The organism is Dielma fastidiosa, from assembly GCF_003475485.1.
In the GTDB taxonomy this organism is placed as follows: Bacteria; Bacillota_I; Bacilli_A; order Erysipelotrichales; family Erysipelotrichaceae; genus Dielma; species Dielma fastidiosa.
Window position 1 is genome coordinate 831,354 of the sequence record NZ_QRQL01000001.1, and the last position, 22,787, is coordinate 854,140.

Consider the following 22,787-nt stretch of genomic DNA (forward strand, 5'->3'; position numbering starts at 1 on the left):
ATAAAAACACCGGCACAAGAAGCAAAAGCTTTCCAGCCTATTTATCAATTCTTTCTAAAAGTAAATGCGTCTATGACAGTGCACCTTTAAAGAGCACTTTTATTTATATCAGCGCAGTTCACCATACCCCGAGTTATTAAAATACCAGGTAAGTTCTTCATTTTTAGCCATTTTTCCTGATACCTTTAAGTAACACCATTTCTTGTTATTCATTACCCAGTAATTTCTAGCCATCCGGCCATCCGGTTTAATATAATACCAGGATTGATAATCACGATCCCAAATCCATTCATCCTTAACCATCCTGCCGTCACGGTAATAGGTCTGTTCACCAAGCTGCGGGTCCCATTTCCAGCCTGAATTAGTTTCGTAAAATTTAAAGCTCATGCCAAACGTATTCATGACCTGTGTGCCATTCATAAAGAAAACATGACGCGGATCTACTGCATTAGGTAATGTATACGGATGCACATTATGTCCATTTGGATAATGTGTCCAGCCGGTTGATGGAATCAGCGGGCTTTTTCCCGGTGTTAGCTTCAGCTTGCCTCTGCCTGCCTCCACATGCATATGAACAGCGGTTGCCGCACCTGAGCTGCCGGCCGTTTGCGCATGTTCACCTTGTTTGACAACATCACCCACCGACAGATGTGAGATATCATCATCATGCCAGAAATCGAGGGTCAGCGTATCAATCGAACCATCCGCAAACAAAACCTCATCCACCGATTCCCAGATTACCTCGTTGCCATTATCAATGCTGTATTTACCCATACAGCGCATCGTAACTGGCGCATAGATTTTACGATTCTCCCAATCCACATTATCCAATGCCCATGTTCCTTCATGAGAGAGCCATGTATGCCCTAAATCCTCACCACTGCCCTGTGTTAAATCTATGATTGTCTGCGGCCAAAGGATAACTTCAACACCTCTGGCGGTTTTTAATTTTTCATCTGCAAGCATAATTGCCACCTTTCTATTTCATAGTATTCAATCATGAATCAAAGGTGACAGACATCAGCTGACGAAACTTATAACAAGTTTCAGCCATTTGACATTTCTAATCACCACTATTAGAATGAAAATGGTTAATATGTACGCATAACCAAGTAAAGGAGACAGCACATGAACGAATTAGAAAAATGCATGGCAGGTGAATGGTATGATTGTCATGATGAAATATTCTTAGAATATAAAAATAACGCAAGAGCTTTATTAGCTCAATATCATGCACTCGCCTATCATCAAAAGGCTGAGAAAAGCGAAATACTTAAACAATTATTTGGCAGTATAGGCAGCAACGTTTCCGTAGGCACACCATTTTTATGCGATTATGGCAAGAATATACAATTAGGTACAAACGTATCAATAAACATGAACTGCACTTTTGTTGACTGTAATAAAATTGAAATCGGCGATAACGTTTTAATAGCTTCTAATGTACAGATTTATACCGCGGCTCACCCGGTCGAATTAGCTGACCGCCTAACACCTAATTGGCAGCCTGAAAGCAGTGAATACTTCTGCCGTACCTACGCTTTGCCGGTAAAAATCGGCAATGGCTGCTGGATTGGCGGCGGTGTAATCATTCTGCCAGGTGTAACGATTGGCAACGGCAGTGTAATTGGTGCCGGCAGTGTCGTGACCAAGGATATCCCGGCTAATTGTGTAGCGGTTGGAAATCCATGTAAAGTTATCAGAAAAATAAACGGTGCTAAAGGAAATGAATAACTCATTAAAATATTGCCTGATCAATAATAGTTTTTGTATATAAAGCTGTCAGTCCGTCTTTTTTTCATGCCATTATGATATTTTAACATATAAAGTGCAGCTTCCTATATGATAAAAAAAACACCCGAAGGTGTTTATTAATCAATGGAGCAGATGAGGAGAATCGAACTCCCGTATCAACCTTGGCAAGGTTGTGTTCTACCATTAAACTACATCTGCAATAAATGGCGGTCCAGATGGGACTCGAACCCACGATCTCCTCCGTGACAGGGAGGCATGTTAACCACTACACCACTGGACCATTCGATGTATTTTATGTGACTGCCCTAATATAATACATGAATCAGAATTAAATTGCAAGCATAAATTTCAAAAAAATCAAAAAATTTAAATACAGCCTAAATTACATCATATTATAGATCAGCGGCAGCATTAAAAGGATATAAAAAATCACTTCCCCAATCCCGCCTTGATGAGCATTATACTTCTGATACTGACGATAACGCATTGAATCATTGACATAATTAGACTTAGAAAGCAAACCGCCTGCCGACATACAAAGCAGTGCTAATAATACGATTCCCGCTGTCCAAAATGGCCACCAATCATATCCCTGCATGCTCTCATATTTACCTATACAAATCACAATAATACAATAAACAAGATAGCCTCCCACCTTTATCAGACGCTGTTTATCCATAAAACTCCCCCTTTAGTTTATTATACCATCCAACATCAATAATTTTTAAGTAAAAATTGAAAAACTGCCTTGATTTTCATCAAAGCAGCACTGCTTATTCAAATAAACGCGTCTTAACTAAAAGCTTATAACAAAGCGGTACCAGTATCAGCTGAATCACCAAACCCGGCAATGCCGTCACAAATACGGTTGTCAGATAAGCTGTAATACCAAACGCAGAAGCACTGAATCCAGCTATTAACGCATTGACAATGCCATTTACTAATCTTCCCGCCAGCATAGAAACAATTAAAGCAATCCAAATATTGCTTTTTTTAATGAGATAGCCAATCACCAAACCATAAGTACCCAGCTCCACAGCCATTGCCAGACCAACAGGCATCAATGGCGGCATGCCGGTTAATACAGAGGAAAGCAATGGTGTTATCAAACCACAGATCAAGCCGGCAATCGGTCCTAAAAGACTGCCGCAGATCATCACTGGCAGATGCATCGGCAAAAATACTTGGCTCGGCCCTAACCCCAGCATATGAAAGGCCTGCGGTACGATTGTTCCCAGTGCGATAAATAAGGCTGTCATTACTAATCTTTTTGTTTTTGAATTCATAAAAATCACCCTCTTTTGATAGGGTGATTATATCATATATTGTTTACAATTCCAAACTGATACGCAATGCAGCATTGATTTTCTCAATCGTTGACTGATCCAGTGTGCAGATCCATTGCCCCAGCCGCTTCTTATCAATCGTCCGCAGCTGTTCCAACAAGATCATCGATACATAATTCAGCTGTGACACCGAAAATATCACGTGTGTCGGAAGCGGCGGTTTGCTCATTTTTTTTGATATCGGAGCAACGATGAGTGTGGTAGAATATTTATTTCCTTTATCATTTTGAACAACCACCACAGGCCGTACACCACCCTGCTCGCTGCCAACCACCCCGCTTAAATCAGCGTAATAGACATCACCGCGGCGTATCATTTATTTCATCACTGCCACTTGCATGCTGGACAGCACACTCATCATTTCTTCCGGTGTCAGATCCTGTGAGAAAACCGTCAGTTCCACATTTTGCTGATACGCGCTCATGCTGGCACCATCATAGAAACCAATCACATCCAGCGTATCAATCATTTCACCTGGCATGAAGACAGTCTGCAGTTCATCGCTCGCCGCTTTCACGGTTTCCACAATCGTAAAATTCTTTTCACCGGTAAACTCAAGCACATGACGGGTCTGGCCATTCACCTGCATCACATTATTAGAAACCAATCTGGAATCATAGGTGCTTACCGGATATAACGGCAGATCCTCCTGAGCCAGCGGTAATGAAGCTACAGATGAATCCAGTTCCTTAGGCGCCGCAAATACATCATCTTTCACATCATTATTATATTCAACCTTCTCAAATACCATTTTCAGCTGCACAGTATTATCTTCATCAAATATCTGAATTGCCTGCGGTTTTGCTTCACCGTCAAAATCCATTTCCTGACGGATATAATTCTTATTATTCGGATAGCTGACCGGAGCAGTAATATGAGCGCCGTTCTTGTTTTGTTCAATGACGGCTTCTTCACTCTTCATAACCTCAAACATTGTCTGAATCAGATAAGGCTTCGGAGAATTCATCGGCCATTCACCTTCAAATTTAAAAATCTGATTTAAGCTCGGTGTAATCACAAAAACACCATCCGCATTTCTAAGTAAAATCTGTTCCTGATTCAAATTCTTATCAAAAAGACTTACCCGGTAATATTCATCTGTCTCAGCCTTTTTATAATTCACTTCAATCAGATAACTCTTAATATCCTCTCCTTTATTTAATTCCATTTCACCCTGCAGAGTATACGATGTAAGATTGCTCATTATCTTGTCACATTCTTTTGTGAATGACTTAGGTTTAAACGCAAAGAAACACGCAACGCCGATGCAGAGGACAACTACTGCGGCTATAATACCTTTCTTTTTCATATTGATCTCCCTTCACTTTCCCTACAACTTATGCAGCTTCGTGAATAAACATGACTTTATGAAAAAGAAAAAAATTACTCCAAAGAGTAATTTACATTACGATATAACCATTTTCCATCAATGCCCTGCGAATAGCGGCCAGCTGATCATTGCCGGCATTGTCAATCGTCAGGGAATGATTATATAGATTAATTTCATAAGCAGCCAGAAAACTGCTCATGATAGAATCTATTTCACGGACATCCTCATCAGTTTTCATATTTGTAAGAATCAGTATTTTTCGCATCAGAACACCTCATCCTTATTATACTCAAAACACAAAAAGAAACAATTATTTTATCGTTTGATAATCGTTCCTACATCATCGCTGAAGGTTCCCTTTAAAAAGATTCGAATATGGTTTTGAGCGGCAAAATCAATACAGCGGTCATGAATTACCCGGCAATGCAAAGCCAGCATATGATGATATGTGATCTCTTTATATTTCTTCGCATTTTTATTGATCTTAGGATCACTGTCATAGACTCCGTCAACATCAGTATAGATTTCAACCTCACTGACATCCAGCATTTTTGCTACCAAGACTGCCGTATAATCGCTCCCGCCCCGGCCTAATGTTGTAATTTCACCTATTGAATTCATCCCTATAAAACCGCAGACGACCAGTACATCATAGGCGTCCAGCATTTGTTTAAAGTCATGAGAATCCATCGACACGACATTGGCGCAAAGATAGTTATCATCGGTCAGGATTCCGGTTTCTTTAAAGCTGAGAGCATAGGCATTAATCCCGCACGCGCGCAGTTTTGAACAGAAGCGGATGCTTGACACCAGTTCTCCCATGCTTAACAGCCGGGCAGTTTCCTGTTCCGACAAGTATTCATTACCCAAGGATGCCAATGTATCTGTCGCATAGGGATCGCCGTAACGTCCCATCGCACTGACAACGACAATGACCTTGCCTTGTTTTGCTTTTTCTTTACATATATTGAGTGCATATTGACAACGTTCATCATTACTGAGCGATGTACCGCCGAATTTACAGATTTGAATGTTCATATTTAATCACCTTTGACACTTTAGACTATGGTTTTATTAGCAGTATGTATAGGCAAATCTTAAAGAAAGCAGTTGAAAAGTTCAGCAAAATACGTTATTATATTTAAGCAGCAGATATTCCATGCGAACGTGGTGGAATGGCAGACACGCTACTTTGAGGGGGTAGTGGGCGTATGCTCGTGTGAGTTCAAGTCTCATCGTTCGCACCATTTGACTGTAAAGCCTTAGAAATAAGGCTTTTTTTGTCTAATGAGCTTGACAATACTTGTTCTTGCGTTTATAACTTATATGAGCCTAATAAGTTTACTTATTATTACCAATTAAATATGTACTGTGTTTGCGAGGGAACTGAAAAGTTGAAAAAGGTTAAGACCTGACCTCTGGACCTGTCGGTTAATACCGGCGTAGGGAAGCAATTTCTTACGCCGTTTTGCGTCTGAAAGAGCTTCTAACTTAGAGGCTCTTTTTATTTAAAGGAGGAAGCTTATCGATGACATTCATGGAAGAAACGATTCGTAATTCATTGGCAGTCTGGGATGCCTGTCTGCAAACAAAATTTATCAAAGAAATGCAGGCAGGCACATTGCCGATGGAAAAATTTGCATTCTATTTGATTCAGGATACTCTTTATCTGAACAGCTATGCCAAGGTTTTAGGCAAAGCGATTTATCTTGCCGAAAATTTAAACGAAATTCAGCTTTACACTTCAATACTCAGCTTTGTCACAGATACCGAAGCGAAGGTAAGACATGATTATCTGCACCAGCTGAAGATGGCTGAAAACATCCTTGAAACAGCCGAAGAGGCAGCGGTGAATATGCAGTATACCCATTTTTTACTTGAGCTGGCAAAGACGAATGACAGTGCGCAAATCTTGATGGGGATACTGCCTTGCATGCTGAGCTATGCTTATATTTTTCATAAACTGGCAGCAGACACCGTGTCTCAATCCCCTTACAGCGATTTTATCAAAGGCTATGCTGAGGAGAATATTAATGAGGAGTTCAAGCTATGGTGTGAGTTTGCAGATGCCAAATGTGAAACGGTTAATGCTTTGAAGAAAAAAGAGCTGTCGGCAATCTTTGAAAAAGCAAGCAAATTTGAGCTGGCTTTTTGGGAAATGGCATACAAGGAGGATACAAAATGAAAAAGGTTCTAAGCATTGCCGGTTCAGACTGCAGCGGCGGTGCCGGTATTCAGGCTGATTTAAAAACATTTTCAGCGCTAGGTGTCTTTGGCATGAGTGTCATTGTTTCCGTGGTAGCCGAGAACACATGCCAGGTGCTTGCCATTGAGGATATATCTCCCGCCATGATCCGCCAACAGTTAGATGCCGTATTTGAAGATATCACCCCAGACGCGGTTAAAATCGGCATGCTTTCTACACCCGCATGCATGCAGGCAGTCAGCGAAAAGCTGTTGGTATATCAGCCAAAAAATGTTGTCATTGATCCAGTGATGACGGCTAAAAACGGCTGTCCTTTAATGAACGCAGAATCCGTAAAACCGCTGCTGACAGAGGTCGTACCGCTGGCAGATGTTGTAACCCCTAATATACCTGAAGCTGAAATCATGACTGGCATGAAGATCCATTCACTTTCAGATATGGCCGAGGCAGCCAAGCGAATCATGACTCTGGGCTGCAGAAGCGTAGTCATAAAGGGCGGTCATGCCAATGGGGATGCCGTTGATCTGATGTATGATGGAAAACAGTTTTATCCTTTCAAAGCAAAACGGATCAACACGAAAAATACGCATGGCACCGGCTGTACCTTTTCATCCGCAATAGCGGCACAGCTCGCTAAGGACAAAGAATTAATCGATGCCGTATCTGATGCGAAAGCATATGTAACTACCGCAATTGAACACAGCCTGAATATCGGCAAGGGCAACGGTCCAACCCATCACTTCTACGATCTGTATAGGGGGAAGGTGACTTATGATGAAGATTGATTATCGTCTCTGTCTCGTCACCGACCGTTCCCTTTTACACGGCATCAGACTTGAAGAAGCTGTTGAACAGGCAATATGCGGCGGCTGTACAATGATTCAGCTGCGAGAAAAAAACTACAGCGCAAAAGCATTTTATGAACTAGCCAAAAGAATCAAAAGTATTACTGACGCTTATCATGTGCCGCTGATTATCAATGACCGCACAGACATTGCCATAGCGATCAGGGCGGCAGGTGTCCATGTCGGACAAAGTGATTTACCGGCATACGTCATCAGAAGCATGATTGGCAGCGATGCTTTGCTAGGTGTTTCAGTTACCTCCGTAAAGGAAGCATTGCAGGCAGAAAAGGAAGGCGCTGACTATCTGGGTGTCGGTGCCCTCTTCCCTACTAACACTAAAAAAGATGCCGCGCATGTAACACTGCAAGAACTTAAAAATATTAAAAAAGCGGTCACCATCCCCATCATGGGCATCGGCGGCATAAACAAAACGAATCTTGAATTGCTGAAACAAACCGGCATTGACAGCATAGCTGTCATATCCGCGATCCTCGATCAGCCAAATATCACTCAGGCTGCCGCTGAATTGAAACAATGCTTATAAGCAGACATACATCCGTTTACTTTTAGTTTGAACAGCAGACAAAACTTGAACTATTCAGCCGCATGCCATTCCTTTATAATAGGCTTAGATACGGAGGCTGTTTATGATCTACGACACATTAAATAATATGCATTTATATAAAGGTATTCACCCCAATCTTGACCGCGTCATCGAAATGATACAAACGCATGACTTAAGTCAGCTGCCGATGGGAAAAACCATCATCGAAGAAGATTTATGCTGGGTGAATCGAATGACTTATCAGACAAAGCCGCAGGCAGAATGCCGCTTTGAAGCGCACCGCCTCTATGGTGATGTGCAGATCAGCTTAATTGGCTGTGAATATATGGGTTATACCCCGCTGGCCGATATTAAGCTATGTGATGATTATGATCCAGACAGAGACATCGTTCATGGTTCTGGCTCACCGTTGACGCTTTGCTGTTTAAACCAGCAAATGGCTGCCGTCTTCTTCGCCGGGGACGCCCATATGGCTAAAATCAATCCATCACTTGAAACGGTTGACAAGCTCTGTTTTAAATTCAAATTATAATCCGTATCAAATCAGAACATTCCTTACCCTTTCTAAATGCTCTGATTGCGATGAACAAGAATCTTTTGCGAACAAAGATTCTTTTTTATTATTCAGTTTTTGATGAATCATAAAATTGTCTTAGATATTGACGGTTATACAGATATGCGGCATCATCAGGCTTAAAGCTTCCCGCGGCTTCATTAGCAAGCCATGCCTGCCGCCAATCCTTCAGCTTATCATAGCAGCAGCAAAGTGAAATCCACGGTATATAGCCATAACAATCTAAGCGGATAAAACCACCGCTTTTCAGCGGTACTGGGCATTTGGTTGCTAAATCAAACCAAAAAACCGCCTGATTCCATGCCTGCTGCCGATAAAAATAGTTCCCTAATGCACAGCAGACTTCCGCACGCGGCGGTGCATACAGAAAGGCTTGCAGCAAGGCTAAGGCGCCTTTTGTTTCGTGATGAAGTGATTCATAACATGCCGCTAATCCCAGACACGCTTCGATTTGATTCTCAGCCCAGCCATCCGGCGCATTCAAAAAGGCAGTGTATTGATCAATTGCTTCTGCATAACGCTTGTGATCCGCTAATTCCCGCGCATAGTAAAACTGCTGCCGTGCCGACAAACCGCCATACCTGCTGATTTTTTCCAAAATGCGCAGATTACGCATAGTATCTTTTGGTTTCAGCTTGTGATGTTCAACAGCAATATCCGTATTAAGGCAATGAGCCGCCAGCGGAATCGTTTCATGAACAGCCCCCTCCCAGCGCAGATTTGCTTTACGGCGGATCAGCCGTTCCCGCGCAAAGCTAAAGGTTGGCCTTCCCTGCACATCAAAAGCCGTATGATACTGCATCATAACCATATCATACGCTTCATCCATCGTTTGTTTAAGCTGGTTCAGTTTTGCCAGTTCAGCCGCCGGCACAACATCATCGGCATCAAGCCATAAGATATAATCCATCGATGCCTGATCAAAGGAATAATTTCTGGCTGCCGCAAAATCATCACACCAAGGAAATGAATAAACTTTCGCCTGATGCGTCTCAGCAATCGTGATGGTTTCATCCTCTGAACCGGTATCGACAATAATAATCTCATCCACTGCCGCTTCCACACTGCTCAAACAGCGATGCAAAACATCCGCCTCATTTTTCACGATCATACATAAGCTAATCGTAATCATACCCCCAGCTCCTTCCTTTTACCCTATGCCCCGCGTTATAACCTGTTACTTCAACATCAGATTTACAGCTATGAATATCACAAATCTATATTGCATTTTTGTATTATATTATTGAATACATATTGATAGTATAATTATCATTTCATAATTGTGATATATTTTTAGTTCTTGAACCATACTATAATATATATATCGGAGGTGTATATAACAATGTATGAGAAAAAAAAGCCAAGAAAATTCACTGTTACTAAAAAACCTCTCTACAAGGAAGATAAATCGGTTAATATGACGATCCGTATTGATAAAGAATTACAGAAGCAATATGATTTATGGGCCAGCAAAACAAACCGTTCCAGAAATGAATTGATGAACATGGCATTAGCTTATGCCATTGAAAACATCGAGTTTATGGATGATGATCAGCAGTAACAGTCTAAATCTCGTTCAAAAAAAACGGTCAGCGAATTTAAATCAGCAATTTAGGCAAACTATCTGATACTTTTCAATCTCCCCTGTTGATCAAAGTGACAGCGAATCAGGATTCTGAAAATTATTTTTTAATTCATTTGCATGTGATGCAAATTTTTTTAATATTATTTAATCATTTTTGTTCATTTTCGTACAAAGAATGTTATAATAAAAAAGAAAAGAATTCTCGAAAAGGGGTATCATAATGGATGGAATAATGAGCAATAAACTTATCGATCCATCACTTGGGGGAGTGTTTGAATGTTTATTTGATGAACATTTTACATTGCTATCCGCAGACGATTCACTGTTTCAGCTGCTTGGCTATACGCGTCAGGAATTCTATGAGCGTTTTCAGGATCATTTAATGGATGTTATTTATGAGACTGAACGCAGCAGCATTATGAATGAAATAAATGTCCAGTTGAAAAAAGGACATGTTTTTATGTATGAAAACCGACTGGTATGTAAAGACGGCCAGCTAAAGTGGATTTGGATCAGCGCACAGATAATGAAGGGGAGCCGTCCTTATTTTCACTGTATCTTTCATGACACCACTAAGGATAAGAATGCTTATGAAAATTTAATAATAAGTGAAAAAAGATTCCAAGTCATCATCTCTCAGACTCAGGATGTCATTTTTGAAATGGATGTGAAAAATAACCATGTCTATTACTCTGACAATTATGAAAAAGCATTTGGCTATAAAGTCCCGCTGGATAATTTCCCCGCTTCAATGTTTGCCGGTGATATCATTTATGAAGAAGATAAGGATAAGTTGTTTAACGCTTTTCAGTCTTTGCGCAATGGCAGCAATTCAATGCAGTGTGAGTATCGCTTAAAATACCGCAATCAGGGTTATCACTGGGTCGAGGTAAAAGCGACGGCCATCCGTGATGAGCAAGGCAAACTCTTGAATATGATTGGAATTATTACCGATATCAATGAAACAAAACAGGCCATTTTAACATCGATGAAAGAAGCTGATTTTGATGCGCTGAGTGGCCTTTACAACCGGCGCGGCTTTTTGAAGCAGTTTGATACGCTGTTGGCAGATAAACAGGCCTTCACACTGATTCTGATCGATCTTGATGATTTTAAGGATATCAATGATAATCTGGGTCATTTAGAGGGAGATCATGTATTATATAAAGTCGCGGAAAGTCTGAAGCTTGCCTTTCAAGATCAGATTATTGGCCGATACGGCGGTGATGAGTTCATTATCTGTACGACGATGCCCTATACCCAAGAAGCATTAAGTAATAAAATCTTAGCATTCCAAACCAATATCCAGCAGCAGTTCTATGCTGATTATCATATCGATTTAGGCTTCAGTGTAGGTGCAAGCGCTTATCCGCTTCACGGCGAAGACTTCCTTTCCCTGTTTGATAAAGCTGACGCGGCCATGTATGAGGCTAAAAAGAATGGCAAGCAGCAATTTGTGATGTATAAGGAAAACCATTATTTCTTTAACGCACCGCAAAAAATCATGAAGAAAACATTCCGTGATCAATGCATTGAATATATTCTTGATTTAATCATGAAACAGCCTGAGCACAGCGATCTCATTCCTGAACTTTTAAATTATTTGGGTAATGTTTTCAACTGCGACAGGATTTCTATTTATGCGGCGCGGCAGCGAATCTATGCGTGGTACCGTTTGGCTGAATATGAAATCACTGATTCCGATTCATCAATAATTGAAACACTGTTTGATGAACAGGGCGGTATCTATTTTTATGATAATGTAGAAACCGTTGACGCATCAGCAATCAAAACATGGCTGAAGCAGCGGCAGGCGCTGGCAGCGGTTTTATCTAAGACAGCCGGCAGTCAGTTAATCATTTGCATCGAGGACTGTCATGCAACCCGTGATGTGACAGAAGAATCTAAATACACCATTCAATTAATCTGCGAACTGATCTCAACAATCCTCTTGAAAAAGCTTTCTCACAGCAGCAGGCAAGAGGTTGTTCCTACAGCTGATTTTGACGATTTTCCAGCATGTATATACAGTCTTGATACGGATCAGCCGCAGCTGAAAGCCATCAGTAATAAGCTGCTGAAGATGCTTGGCTATGAAAATGAATCACAGTATCTGCACAGCAGCACCGGCAGTTTTATCGATATGATTGCACCAGAGCATCATACTCTTGCTTATCAAGCCTTAACCAAAGCAAAAAACGATGGCAAATATAACGCTGTATATCAAATAATCGGTAAAGATAAGCATTCCATATGGGTAAAAGCAGAAGGCCAAATAATCAAGGATCAGCCGTTTATCATCCTGTGGTACACTGAATTTACCGAAATTAAAGAAAAGCTGATGCAGCTTGAACATAAAGAATTCTTATACCGCACCGCCCTTCAGAAATCACACGTTAACGTCTGGGAATATAATGTGAAAGAAAAAGCCTTATTTCTGACTGAAAGTGCTGTAGAAAAGCATTCGCTGAATGTTGCGGAAGGAAATATGCCTGAAACATTAATTGAAAAAGGCATCATCCATCCGATGAGCATTCCCATCGTTCGTCAGCTCTATCAAAAACTGGATGAAGGCATCAAGCAGATTCAGGCTGATGTCTTAACCAGAGATAAAGACGGCAAAAGCTGGTGGTGGGAACGCATCAATTACCATATGATTTATGATCAGGACGGACAGCCTGAACTTGCGGTTGCGATTGGTGAAGATGTAACGAAACAGAAAGAGACTCAGCTGCACTATCAAAAGGAATTATTTTACCAAGTTATTCAAAACAAAGATCTGATTGCCTCCTTCCAAGGCAATATTACCAAGAACCGGATTGATACAATTGAAGGCATTGCGGTTCATGACTATGAAATCCTGACCTATGATGATGTGCTGGAGCTGCAGAAAGTATTCTCTGCCAGTCAGGAAGATGTGTTGAGAGTTCAGAATGTTCTCAGCAAGGAAGCGGTTATCAGCGCCTACTCACACGGTGAGAATTTCATTTTCTGTGATTACCGCCGCAAGGATTTAAACGGCAATCTGTCTTGGGTGCGTGCATTAAGCAAGATATTCTTAGACGGCAACGGCAATGATCTGCATATGCTAGGTGTCCTGCAGAATATCGATGCCAATAAGACATTGGAAAATATGATTCACCAAAATATTGAAAGAGATCCTTTAACCAATGTCTATTCAAAAGAGACGTTAATCGCGATGATTGAAAGAATTCTGTTTGAAGCACCGCCTTATCACGAGCCTTTTGCACTCCTGCTTTTCCATGTCGATTCCAATAATTTTAATGCGGATACACAGGATAATATCAGTAAAGTATTGAAGGAGCTGGCAAGCCATCTGCTGCTTTGCTTCTCTAAAAATAAGCTGGTTGGTAAATTATATGCCGGTGAGTTTGCTGTATTTATATACAGTAATTTTGATGAAGAAAGCATTCTTCGCTATATCAATGAAATTAAACAGTCGATGCGGATGTATTCAATCATCCCTGGGATTCAGGAGCCGATTAATATCCTTTTTGGAGCCGTTATCGATCAGACGTCAAAATCATTTGATGAGCTTTACAGCCGTGCTAAAAAAGCGATGCAGGATATGTCACAGAATATCTATATTGAAGGTTCAAATGATTTGATGAATGAAGTGCCTGTCTCATCTGAAAAGACGCAGATTGATTTGACAGAATTTATCAATCATCTGCATTATTCTTCCGCATTGCCGATCAACATGCAGGAAATATTAGGTGAAATACGCAAGCTGTATCAAGGCGACAGAGCCTATTTATATGATGTTATTCACGATCAGCTTACAGTCAATACTGATGTTACCTCTGAACATGACAGTCAGCTTAAACTAAATGCTGATAAAATCAAGCAGTGGGCCGCTTTGCATAACGAGGGAGCTTTACTTAAGTTTAAGCAGCTTGAGGAATTACGTGACGCAGATTCGCTGCAAGCTAATCATGAGTATCCGTCCTTAATGGTACCAATGATTGAAAATCATGAATTAATCGCTGTTATCGGCATTGATAATGTCAAACAGTATAAGGATCAGCTGGCGTTTTTACATGCGATTCTCTTTATCATGGTTCATGAACAGCATCTCTTGCGCTTTCAGGAGGAGAACGAATATTACCAGGCTTTTGATCCTTTGACAAAGGTTAAAAACCGGATGAGTTTTTTCCAGTACAGCAAGGATTTGAATGTCGATGCATTGATTTCTTTAGGTGTAATTACTCTTGATATTAATGGTTTAAAAGACTTAAATAAACAATATGGCATGGCATATGGCGACGCGCTCATCACCGAACTGGCAGCCGCTTTAAGTAATACTGGCTGTGAGCATATTTATCGCTATGACAGTGATGAATTCTTAGTTATCTTTGAGAATATTACTTATGAGCGTTTCATTGAAATGACCGCGGCAGTAAAAAATGACGCAAATTCAATCTGCAGTGTAGCGATTGGCTTTGCATGGGCCGAAAAGCAAATTTCATTATATAATTTGATTAACAGTGCTGTTGATCAGCGCACGATGGATAAACAGATTCATTATGGCGAATATGCATTACTGAATAAAAACGATGAACGGACACAGGAGCATCACAGGCTGATGCAGGCTGTAGAGATGCAGTATTTAAAAATGTACCTTCAGCAAAAGGTAAACAGTGCCAATGGTCATGTGGTAGGTGCTGAAGCCTTGATTCGCTATCAGGATCAGCCGCATGGGCTTGTCGGACCGGATAAGTTTATTCCTTATTTAGAAAATACCGGCTTGATCTTCTACGTTGATTTCTTTATTTTTGAAGAAGTTCATAAGCTGTTGGCAATGTGGCGGCAGAAGGGCATTGAATTAATTCCGATCTCACTTAATTTCTCAAGGGTTACCTTATTGGGTGATAAGCTGGTAGAGCGGATGAATCAGATCAATCAGAAATATGGCATTGACCGTGATTTGATTGAGATAGAGATTACAGAAAATATGGGAGAAATTGAAAGAAATACAATTATCAAAATCGGTCAGGAAATCAAAGCTGCCGGTTATCGGCTGGCCCTTGATGATTTTGGAGCTAAATATAGTAATCTTTCCATCATTTCCGATCTTAAATTTGATACCTTAAAGTTTGATAAAGGTTTAGTCGACTATCTCGTACAAAATGAGAATGCCCGCTGGATTCTTGAATGCATCATCGCGCTTTGTAAAAAGATGGATATCTATAATGTAGCCGAGGGTGTAGAAATCAAGGAGCAGGTTGCGATCTTAGCTGAATTGGGATGCACTTACATTCAGGGCTATTATTACAGCCGGCCGGTGGCCGCCAGTCTGTTTGATACGAGTCATAATTATCGTGAACATTAAAAGAAGAACTGCTTCCGCAGTTCTTTTCTATTTATCGATGCAGCTTAAAAATCACAACCGTAATTTCACCTTCACGAGCCTCTGACGGGCTGTTATAGGTCAGATTGAATATCGTTTCCTGGGCAGCTTCAATAATAAATGAGGCTGATCCCACAGCGCTGACATTTGCCGCCGCGGTTCTGAAATATACGCCATGTTCCAGATGCGCCTGAGCGTTATAATAAGGTGTTATCTGCATATAGGCTGGACATGCCAATAAAGCTGATATATGATAGGTGATTGAATATATCCCCGGTTTCAGGGTAATTGACGCGGTGCCGGTTAGTTCAATAGTACCGCTTGGATCACTGATACCGGTTTGGAGCGGAATTCTTTCTCCATTCATATAGCGTGAGGAAATATTAAAGAAGGATGCGAAAATTTGCTCCGGACAAGTACCGGCCGGGCCGGTTGCGCCAGTTGCTCCGCGTTCACCCTGCGGACCCGTTGGACCGATTGGGCCGGTTACACCCGTTACACCGATCAAACCCTGAATGCCCTGGATACCTTGTGCGCCAGTTGGCCCTATCGGGCCGATTGGACCGGTTGGACCCGTATTGCCGATAAGACCTTGAATGCCCCGCTCGCCCTGAATGCCGGTTGGGCCGGCTGGACCCATTGGACCCGTAGCACCCGTTGGGCCAACAAGACCTTGAATGCCCTGTTCGCCCTGAAGACCGGTTGGGCCGGTTGGACCCATCGGACCGGTTGCACCGGTATTGCCAGCGGCACCTTGAATGCCTTGAATGCCCTGCGCGCCAGTTGGACCAGTAGCTCCCATTGGGCCTGTCGGACCAATTTCACCCTGCGGGCCTTGAATGCCTGGTTCTCCCTGCATGCCTTGCGGGCCGGTTACACCCGGCAGACCTTGTTCACCGCTTACGCCTTGAATGCCTTGCGGGCCGGCTGGGCCGGTTGCACCCGTTACACCGCGCAGTCCCTGAATACCCTGCACACCTTGAATCCCGGTTGGACCAGCTGGGCCAGTAATGCCGGTTGGCCCCTGAATGCCAGTTGCGCCGCGCAGTCCCTGAATGCCTTGTAACCCTTGCAGTCCCTGCGGACCTGTCACACCAGTATTGCCCTGCACACCCTGAATACCTCGTTCACCTTGAAGTCCACGCGGACCGGTCGGGCCCATTGGACCTGTCACACCGGTATTGCCGCGTAGTCCTTGTATCCCTTGGATACCCTGGATACCCGTTGGGCCGATTGGACCGATGCTGCCGGTTGGACCTTGTACACCAGTTGCACCGCGTACTCCCTGCACACCCTGAATACCCTGCGGGCCTTGAATGCCTCTTGGGCCTGTCGGACCGGTTGGACCGGTTACACCACGCGGACCAATAGGACCAATGGGACCTGTTGCACCTTGCGGACCCTGCGGACCAAAAGGCCCTTGCCTGCCGGCAGCGCCGCGCGGACCAACTGGACCCGGACAGCCGCGCGGACCCATTGGGCCTGTTGGGCCAGGACAGCATTGACAAGGATTACATGGCTTTGGACAGCAATCCCGGTTCTCCTCATACCAGTCCGCTTGCGGATGGTTATAATTATGCTTATTATAATTCATTAAATCGCCTGCTTTCTGAATGAAACATTCATTCAATTCATACTATGCTTGGCTTTGAACGGCTTAATGATACCTGCCTATTTTATCCCTTATTTATCAGCGATTTGGAAAATCATCATAACTGAAACCAAAATAATTTAAAATTCCAATATAAATTGCGAAAGCAAATAAATATTGATCATTTTTCAGTTTTTCCGCATCCGATAAATTAGTCAGATAACCCAGTTCCACTAATATCGCCGGCATCACTGTCGCTCGCAGTACATATAAGGATGGATTCAACCGAACCATATTATAGCGAGTCCCAACTAGCTCCACAATCGAAGCAAGCACCTCAGCCGCTAAATCGGCCGCCGCCGAGTTCGCCCGATAAACATATACCTCTGATCCATTCAATGCCGGACTTGGGTTAGAATTAACACGAATACTGATAAAATAATCAGCCGGCCAGAGGTTAGCAGCTTCTACACGGGTACGCAGGCTGCTGCTTGTATCTTCTCCTACTACCGTATCAGGAAACGGTCTGGAAACACGAACCCCAAAACGCGGATCTGCATACAAAAAACCCGCCAAGTAGATGCCTACCCAATAAGTAACCTCACTCTCTATGATTCCGTTGCCGCTTGCGCCGGCATTAATTGTACCTGGATTATGACCCTGATCAACATAGATATTTATTGCCATAAAACACCCTCCTTTAAACAGGCTATGCTGTCAAGCCATTCAATCATAGATAAACGCACAAGCAAGCACTTTTTTTAAAAATCATAACTTAAAAACAAAAAAAGAATCCTTAGCATATACATCTAAAGATTCTATTTGCTTTAAGCTTACCAGCTGCCGCCTCCGCCTCCGCCGAAGCCGCCGCCTGAAAATCCACCGCCGCCCGAGAAGCCGCCGCCAAAACTACCGCCGCCGCTGCCGCCTTTTGGTGCAGGCACATAACTGGCTGACGAAGACATAGAATGGAAGCAATGGTGGAAGCTATGCCACCAATAGATTGAAGAGAAGGTCGAGAAATGACGATCCGTCTCATACCAATCAGGCTGTTCAATAATGATATTCTCAAATTTATTTGACCATGTATCGCTGATTCCAAGCACATACGCATAAGGCAGGATATCATAGAATGCTGAAGGATTCTCCTTAACAAGCATCTCGATGCGATCTTTCTCAGCATACAGGATAAACTCCTTCAAGCCCAGAATCTGTCCGAGCCATTCATTTCCCTTAGGCGTACGTTTTTCCATGAATGCCATCATGATGATCAACGCGGCACTCAACGCGATATAACACAGAATTGAAAGCAGGGAAGCCTTAAAGAAAATCAGAATAATAACATTGATTGATGCAACAATAGCATTCAAAACAATCGTTCCGACACAGGCCATAATTAATGATCCCCGTTTCATCACATAGCGTTTTTTCATAATCACGATCCAAAGTACCAACGAGAACATAAAGAATAATGAAGGGATGGCAAATGGAATTGCCAATGGCAATATCTCATAATAAGAATATGCGCTCAGCAGTGTAAACACAATGGAAGGCAAGCCTGCCACAATGACAAACAGCCACTGCATCACAGAAGAGGCCTGTGAGAAAACCCGTCTTCCCTTGGCTCTGGTAAAGTAACTGCTGACCTGATTTTTAGCTCGGTACAGTGCTTCGCCAACCTTTCCGTCGGCTAAATCATCCTCACTCATTTCATCCTTCTTCTTAAAAATAGCATCGAAGAATTTACGCTCATAATCGGTACTTTCATCTTTTGGAATATCCATCAGCTTGATTAAAGTTAAAGCTTCTTTTTCTTCCTTAATTTTCAAATATCCCTTATTGGCCCATTCAATAATCAAAGACAATACATCTCTTGATTCAACTGAACCATCAATGACATAACCTACACCCGCACTATTTAGATCCTTAGGCGCGCTGAATTCAACGGTAACTACAACCTCATCATCCTTGCCAAACTTCCAAAACAGCACTAATGAAACAACCAGCAAAACAGCACTGAAAATCATCAGTAAAAAAGTATAGTCCTTAGGTTCAGGGAAGCGGAAATAATCAGAAGGCAGACGCACCATAATCGTTGCCGCCTCATAATTATCCAGCGGTACTAACGTTTCACCGCTGATTGTATTGCCGTTAACCTCATAATGCATATTGTTTTCAATACCGCCGTAATATCCAGTATAAGCTGAAATATCCTCATCACTGAATGACTTTGGCATATTGATTGTAAAGCTCAAATGCTTGATTGTCGTATCAAAATTATCCGCAAGATTCCAATAAAGCATTTGGGTATCCTTTAAATCAAGATCCTTTGTCTGCACCGTATAGGAAATCGTATAAAGCTGAGATCCAATCACTTCCCGATCCGCATCGCCAAGCTGAATAATCACACCCTGACTGTCATAATCAAGCGAACATTTTGTCCCGCCGCATTGAATATCAGTAACCGGAAAATAATAATTCTTCTCAACCGATTTGCCATCAATCATCCATGTCATAGAATAGGACGTCGGTATATTCCGATAAAAACCATGCCGATACTGACTGAAATCAAGCATCAAGGTTTCCTGAATATGCAAAGCTCCGTTCTCTTCAACATTGATTGTAATATCATAATCATCAATGGTAAAAGCCTCCTGTGCTTTAGCTGGCATGATTGTCAGCATCAGCATCGCTGTGACCATCAATCCTTTTTTTAGCCATGATCTAAAATTCATTTCGTCACTTCCTTTCTAAATCATCACAAATTAAAAAGGGGCAGAGCGCCCCTATCAGTTAAAACTGAACCTTAACGTTTTCACGTTGAGCTGCATCCGTAATTTCATACATCGGCTGGCGATGAAAACCAAACATACCTGCCAGAAGATTACTAGGAAATGTCATAACCATATTATTGAACTTAACAACAATAGCATTATAGTACTTACGTGAATTAGCAATCTCTGATTCAAGATTTTGAAGCTCATTCTGCAGACTGAGGAAATTCTTATCTGCCTTTAAGTCAGGATATTGTTCACCAATCGCATATAACGGTCCCAACATTGACTGGAAATTCTTTTCACTGGAAATTTTCTCATCCATCGTATTGGCTTTTACCGCAAGATTTCTGGCACGGATTACTTTTTCCAAGGTTTCCGATTCATGCTTGGCATAGCCCTTAATCGTTTCCACAAGATTAGGAATCAAATCATATCTTTTCTTTAAATAGACATCCATTGTTGAAAATGCTTCTTCAACTTTATTTAAACCCCTTACCAGACCATTATATGTCATAATGCCCCAGACAATCAGCAGCACAACAATAACTACTACTACCCAGATAGCTATATTCATTTAACTCACTCCTTTGTTTAACAGCATTATATCATTAAGAATTTTAAGATACAATCAAATTAGGGCTTTTCAAAATAACATTTCTGTCATATAATATTAAATAGCCATGCGCCCATGGCGCAATTGGATAGCGCATTTGATTCCGATTCAAAAGGTTGGGGGTTCAAGTCCCTTTGGGCGCGCCAAATTAATTGCTGCCGGATGAAATCATCCGGTATTTTTATTATCCGTAACAGAAAGTGAGGATTCTATGGACAACTTACTCTTAGTGAATCTCTTTGATCAGCCAATTGGCACCGCATCTAAAATGGAAGCCCATCAGAAAGCACTGCTGCATCGAGCTTTCTCTGTATTTATTGTGCACGATGGGAAGATGCTTATCCAAAAACGGGCGGCTGATAAATATCATACACCGCTGCTTTGGAGCAACGCCTGCTGTTCCCATCCGCGTTATAACGAAAACCTTAAAGATGCCGTACATCGCCGTTTAATGGAAGAATTAGGAATCGATGCTGAATGCCGGGAATTATTCTCCTTTGTCTATCACGCGGCTTTTGACAACGGGATCGCTGAATATGAATATGATCATGTTTTTCTAGCTGACAGTGCTGAAACAATCAAGCTGAATCCTGATGAAGCAGAAGCCATTGAATGGATCAGCTATGATGAGCTGGCAGAGGATTTACGTCAGCATCCTGAAAAATATACCCCCTGGTTTATTATCGCCTGTCCGCGCGTATTAGCAATTTGTATGAAGGAGGCAGAAAGTGATGCAGCATAAAATTGTCGTATTAAATTCTGAATTGGTAGATTATGATAATCAGATAGATTTTCACGCGCTTGGCGTGCAAGTAACGATTTATCGTCATAGTCAAGCTGATCAGATTCTTGAACGGGTTAATGGTTATGAAATTGTAGTTACAAAAGAACTGACGCTGCCAGCCAGCCTTATCGCCCAGTTCCCTGCTTCCGTGAAATGTATCTGTGAAGCCGGTACCGGGTATAACAATATTGATTTAAAAGCCGCAGATGAAAAAGGCATCATCGTCTGCAACATCCCTGCTTACAGTACCCAGCGGGTAGCACAGACAGCAATCATGATGCTTTTAAATCTAAGCTCTGAGGTTCAAAAACAGATTCGCATGCAGGAACGCAATTGTTATGATAACTTCACCAAGCATTTGATGGTCAATCATTTTGAGGTCAATAATAAGGTTTTGGGAATTGTCGGTTATGGCAGCATCGGCCGTGAAGTGATTAAGATTGCTCAGGCATTGGGCATGAAAATCCTCGTTTATACGCGCACGCCAAGAACGGACAGCGAGATTGAATTTACCGATTTAGAAACCGTACTGCGCAAGTGTGATTACCTCTCACTTCATTGTCCGTTAACCGATGAAACACATCATCTCATCAATGCTGAAACATTAGCTTTAATGAAGCCATCCGCTTTTATCATTAATACATCACGCGGTGCGCTGATCGATGAACAGGCATTGATTGCAGCACTGAAAGCAGGTAAACTGGCAGGCGCCGGTTTAGATGTTCAGGAACATGAGCCATTACAGAGCAGCAGTGAATTGTTTAAAATGGAGAATGTCCTGGTGACACCGCATATGGGCTGGAAGGGATTGGAAACCCGGCAGCGTTTACTGAAGCTGCTCGCGGAAAATATTCGGGCATATGAAAACGGACAGCCGATTAATGCCGTACATTTAAAATAGTTAAGGAGAGGTTTAGCTGCCTCTCCTTTTTCATCCCTGCCATAATTTATTGATTGTTGTTTTGGCTGTTTTATGATAAAATAATAAACGCGAACATGCCCCCGTAGTTAAATGGATATAACAAGATCCTCCTAAGGTTGCGTTACAACGGCCACCTCAAAAAAAACTAAATAAGGGATTGCAGTTCGACTTTGATCGGGCTATAATCATATATCAGACACGTCCATATAGCTCAGCTGGATAGAGCACACGCCTCCTAAGCGTGGGGTCGGAGGTTCAAATCCTCTTATGGACGCCAGTGAACAACGCCGAAAGCCTTTGTTTTCAAGGGTTTTCGGCTTTTCTTATATAAAAAGCTACGAAAAAGCTCTTTCACTGTATGAGATAAAATTCTACTCCAAAATTTGATTTTTGACAACCCCTCCAGAATCGAACGGTTGTTATAAGACAAAATCGCCAGCTAATTTTTAGCAGAAAACGGGCTGTTCTTGCTAATGAAAATGCCCTTCCTGCTAATCAGCCCCAAAATCGTGCCAAAAATCCA

The 22,787-nt window shown here is 42.0% G+C and carries 21 protein-coding genes and 5 tRNA genes; 12 read left to right on the forward strand and 14 right to left on the reverse strand.

All coding sequences use genetic code 11. The annotated features are described in order from the left end of the window. Positions 1-108 precede the first annotated feature (108 nt). The gene (locus DWZ33_RS04250; RefSeq protein WP_118453915.1) at positions 109-966 is read right to left on the reverse strand and encodes a hypothetical protein; all 858 of its coding nucleotides are present in this window, start codon (positions 964-966) and stop codon (positions 109-111) included. Positions 967-1,128: 162 nt separating this feature from the next. On the opposite strand from DWZ33_RS04250, the gene DWZ33_RS04255 reads away from it, so the two are divergent. Continuing rightward, a complete protein-coding gene (locus DWZ33_RS04255) occupies positions 1,129-1,734 on the forward strand; it encodes a sugar O-acetyltransferase (protein WP_118453916.1) in 606 nt (201 codons plus the stop codon). A gap of 145 nt (positions 1,735-1,879) precedes the next feature. Here DWZ33_RS04255 and DWZ33_RS04260 read toward each other — a convergent pair. The 8 genes from DWZ33_RS04260 to DWZ33_RS04295 all read right to left on the reverse strand — a co-directional run bounded on the left by DWZ33_RS04260 (position 1,880) and on the right by DWZ33_RS04295 (position 5,469). Then, a tRNA-Gly gene (locus DWZ33_RS04260) sits at positions 1,880-1,953 on the reverse strand. 6 nt (positions 1,954-1,959) lie between these two features. Continuing rightward, positions 1,960-2,035: transfer RNA gene (locus DWZ33_RS04265), tRNA-Asp, on the reverse strand. A gap of 102 nt (positions 2,036-2,137) precedes the next feature. Continuing rightward, positions 2,138-2,434 (reverse strand): hypothetical protein, encoded by a 297-nt coding sequence (locus DWZ33_RS04270; protein WP_022936655.1) that lies wholly within the window; start codon positions 2,432-2,434, stop codon positions 2,138-2,140. Positions 2,435-2,528: 94 nt separating this feature from the next. Beyond that, a complete protein-coding gene (locus tag DWZ33_RS04275) occupies positions 2,529-3,041 on the reverse strand; it encodes an ECF transporter S component (RefSeq protein ID WP_022936654.1) in 513 nt (170 codons plus the stop codon). A 43-nt stretch (positions 3,042-3,084) separates the two neighbouring features. Next, positions 3,085-3,417 (reverse strand): type II toxin-antitoxin system PemK/MazF family toxin, encoded by a 333-nt coding sequence (locus tag DWZ33_RS04280; protein ID WP_022936653.1) that lies wholly within the window; start codon positions 3,415-3,417, stop codon positions 3,085-3,087. Beyond that, positions 3,418-4,410 carry a LolA family protein gene (locus tag DWZ33_RS04285; protein WP_022936652.1) on the reverse strand — a complete coding sequence of 331 codons (993 nt, stop codon included), beginning with the start codon at positions 4,408-4,410 and terminating at the stop codon, positions 3,418-3,420. 91 nt (positions 4,411-4,501) lie between these two features. Next, a complete protein-coding gene (locus DWZ33_RS04290; protein ID WP_022936651.1) occupies positions 4,502-4,696 on the reverse strand; it encodes a hypothetical protein in 195 nt (64 codons plus the stop codon). A 50-nt stretch (positions 4,697-4,746) separates the two neighbouring features. Next, positions 4,747-5,469 (reverse strand): aspartate kinase, encoded by a 723-nt coding sequence (locus DWZ33_RS04295; protein ID WP_022936650.1) that lies wholly within the window; start codon positions 5,467-5,469, stop codon positions 4,747-4,749. 123 nt (positions 5,470-5,592) lie between these two features. Here DWZ33_RS04295 and DWZ33_RS04300 point away from each other — a divergent pair. The 5 genes from DWZ33_RS04300 (at position 5,593) to DWZ33_RS04320 (ending at position 8,579) form a co-directional block, all read left to right on the forward strand. Continuing rightward, a tRNA-Leu gene (locus tag DWZ33_RS04300) sits at positions 5,593-5,678 on the forward strand. 281 nt (positions 5,679-5,959) lie between these two features. Beyond that, on the forward strand, positions 5,960-6,616 hold the full coding sequence (locus tag DWZ33_RS04305) for a thiaminase II/PqqC family protein (RefSeq protein WP_118453917.1): 657 nt from the start codon (positions 5,960-5,962) through the stop codon (positions 6,614-6,616). Beyond that, a complete protein-coding gene (thiD, locus tag DWZ33_RS04310) occupies positions 6,613-7,422 on the forward strand; it encodes a bifunctional hydroxymethylpyrimidine kinase/phosphomethylpyrimidine kinase (protein ID WP_118453918.1) in 810 nt (269 codons plus the stop codon). Before DWZ33_RS04305 ends, thiD begins: the two co-directional genes overlap by 4 nt. Then, entirely contained in the window at positions 7,409-8,026 is a 618-nt protein-coding gene (gene thiE / locus DWZ33_RS04315; protein ID WP_244925844.1) for a thiamine phosphate synthase, read from the forward strand. Before thiD ends, thiE begins: the two co-directional genes overlap by 14 nt. Before the next feature lie 103 nt (positions 8,027-8,129). Next, positions 8,130-8,579 (forward strand): NanQ anomerase/TabA/YiaL family protein, encoded by a 450-nt coding sequence (locus tag DWZ33_RS04320; protein WP_118453919.1) that lies wholly within the window; start codon positions 8,130-8,132, stop codon positions 8,577-8,579. Between the two features lie 88 nt (positions 8,580-8,667). Here the strand turns inward: DWZ33_RS04320 and DWZ33_RS04325 are convergent, their stop codons facing one another. After that, entirely contained in the window at positions 8,668-9,753 is a 1,086-nt protein-coding gene (locus DWZ33_RS04325) for a tetratricopeptide repeat-containing glycosyltransferase family 2 protein (RefSeq protein WP_118453920.1), read from the reverse strand. Between the two features lie 210 nt (positions 9,754-9,963). Between DWZ33_RS04325 and DWZ33_RS04330 the strand changes: the two genes are divergently transcribed. Together DWZ33_RS04330 and DWZ33_RS04335 are read left to right on the forward strand one after the other, a co-directional pair. Next, positions 9,964-10,182, forward strand: a complete 219-nt coding sequence (locus DWZ33_RS04330) for a ribbon-helix-helix domain-containing protein (RefSeq protein ID WP_022936644.1) — start codon at positions 9,964-9,966, stop codon at positions 10,180-10,182. A 244-nt stretch (positions 10,183-10,426) separates the two neighbouring features. Then, a complete protein-coding gene (locus DWZ33_RS04335; RefSeq protein WP_118453921.1) occupies positions 10,427-15,559 on the forward strand; it encodes a diguanylate cyclase domain-containing protein in 5,133 nt (1,710 codons plus the stop codon). Positions 15,560-15,590: 31 nt separating this feature from the next. Here the strand turns inward: DWZ33_RS04335 and DWZ33_RS17885 are convergent, their stop codons facing one another. The 4 genes from DWZ33_RS17885 to DWZ33_RS04365 all read right to left on the reverse strand — a co-directional run bounded on the left by DWZ33_RS17885 (position 15,591) and on the right by DWZ33_RS04365 (position 20,519). Next, positions 15,591-17,171, reverse strand: coding sequence for a collagen-like protein (locus tag DWZ33_RS17885; RefSeq protein WP_220452388.1), 1,581 nt, complete (start codon positions 17,169-17,171; stop codon positions 15,591-15,593). Between the two features lie 96 nt (positions 17,172-17,267). Then, a complete protein-coding gene (locus tag DWZ33_RS04355) occupies positions 17,268-17,855 on the reverse strand; it encodes an N-acetylmuramoyl-L-alanine amidase family protein (protein ID WP_118453923.1) in 588 nt (195 codons plus the stop codon). A 146-nt stretch (positions 17,856-18,001) separates the two neighbouring features. Next, positions 18,002-19,903 carry a DUF2207 domain-containing protein gene (locus DWZ33_RS04360; RefSeq protein WP_244925845.1) on the reverse strand — a complete coding sequence of 634 codons (1,902 nt, stop codon included), beginning with the start codon at positions 19,901-19,903 and terminating at the stop codon, positions 18,002-18,004. A 58-nt stretch (positions 19,904-19,961) separates the two neighbouring features. Continuing rightward, positions 19,962-20,519: a LemA family protein gene (locus tag DWZ33_RS04365; RefSeq protein WP_022936639.1), complete on the reverse strand. Its 558-nt coding sequence runs from the start codon at positions 20,517-20,519 to the stop codon at positions 19,962-19,964. Positions 20,520-20,627: 108 nt separating this feature from the next. Here DWZ33_RS04365 and DWZ33_RS04370 point away from each other — a divergent pair. The 4 genes from DWZ33_RS04370 (at position 20,628) to DWZ33_RS04385 (ending at position 22,541) form a co-directional block, all read left to right on the forward strand. Continuing rightward, positions 20,628-20,704, forward strand: a tRNA-Arg gene (locus DWZ33_RS04370). Positions 20,705-20,769: 65 nt separating this feature from the next. Beyond that, positions 20,770-21,300, forward strand: coding sequence for an isopentenyl-diphosphate Delta-isomerase (idi, locus tag DWZ33_RS04375; RefSeq protein WP_118453924.1), 531 nt, complete (start codon positions 20,770-20,772; stop codon positions 21,298-21,300). Beyond that, on the forward strand, positions 21,290-22,243 hold the full coding sequence (locus DWZ33_RS04380) for a 2-hydroxyacid dehydrogenase (protein WP_118453925.1): 954 nt from the start codon (positions 21,290-21,292) through the stop codon (positions 22,241-22,243). The genes idi and DWZ33_RS04380 overlap by 11 nt, the downstream gene beginning before the upstream one ends. A 221-nt stretch (positions 22,244-22,464) precedes the next feature. Then, positions 22,465-22,541 (forward strand) — tRNA-Arg (locus DWZ33_RS04385). The last annotated feature ends 246 nt before the right edge of the window (positions 22,542-22,787 follow it).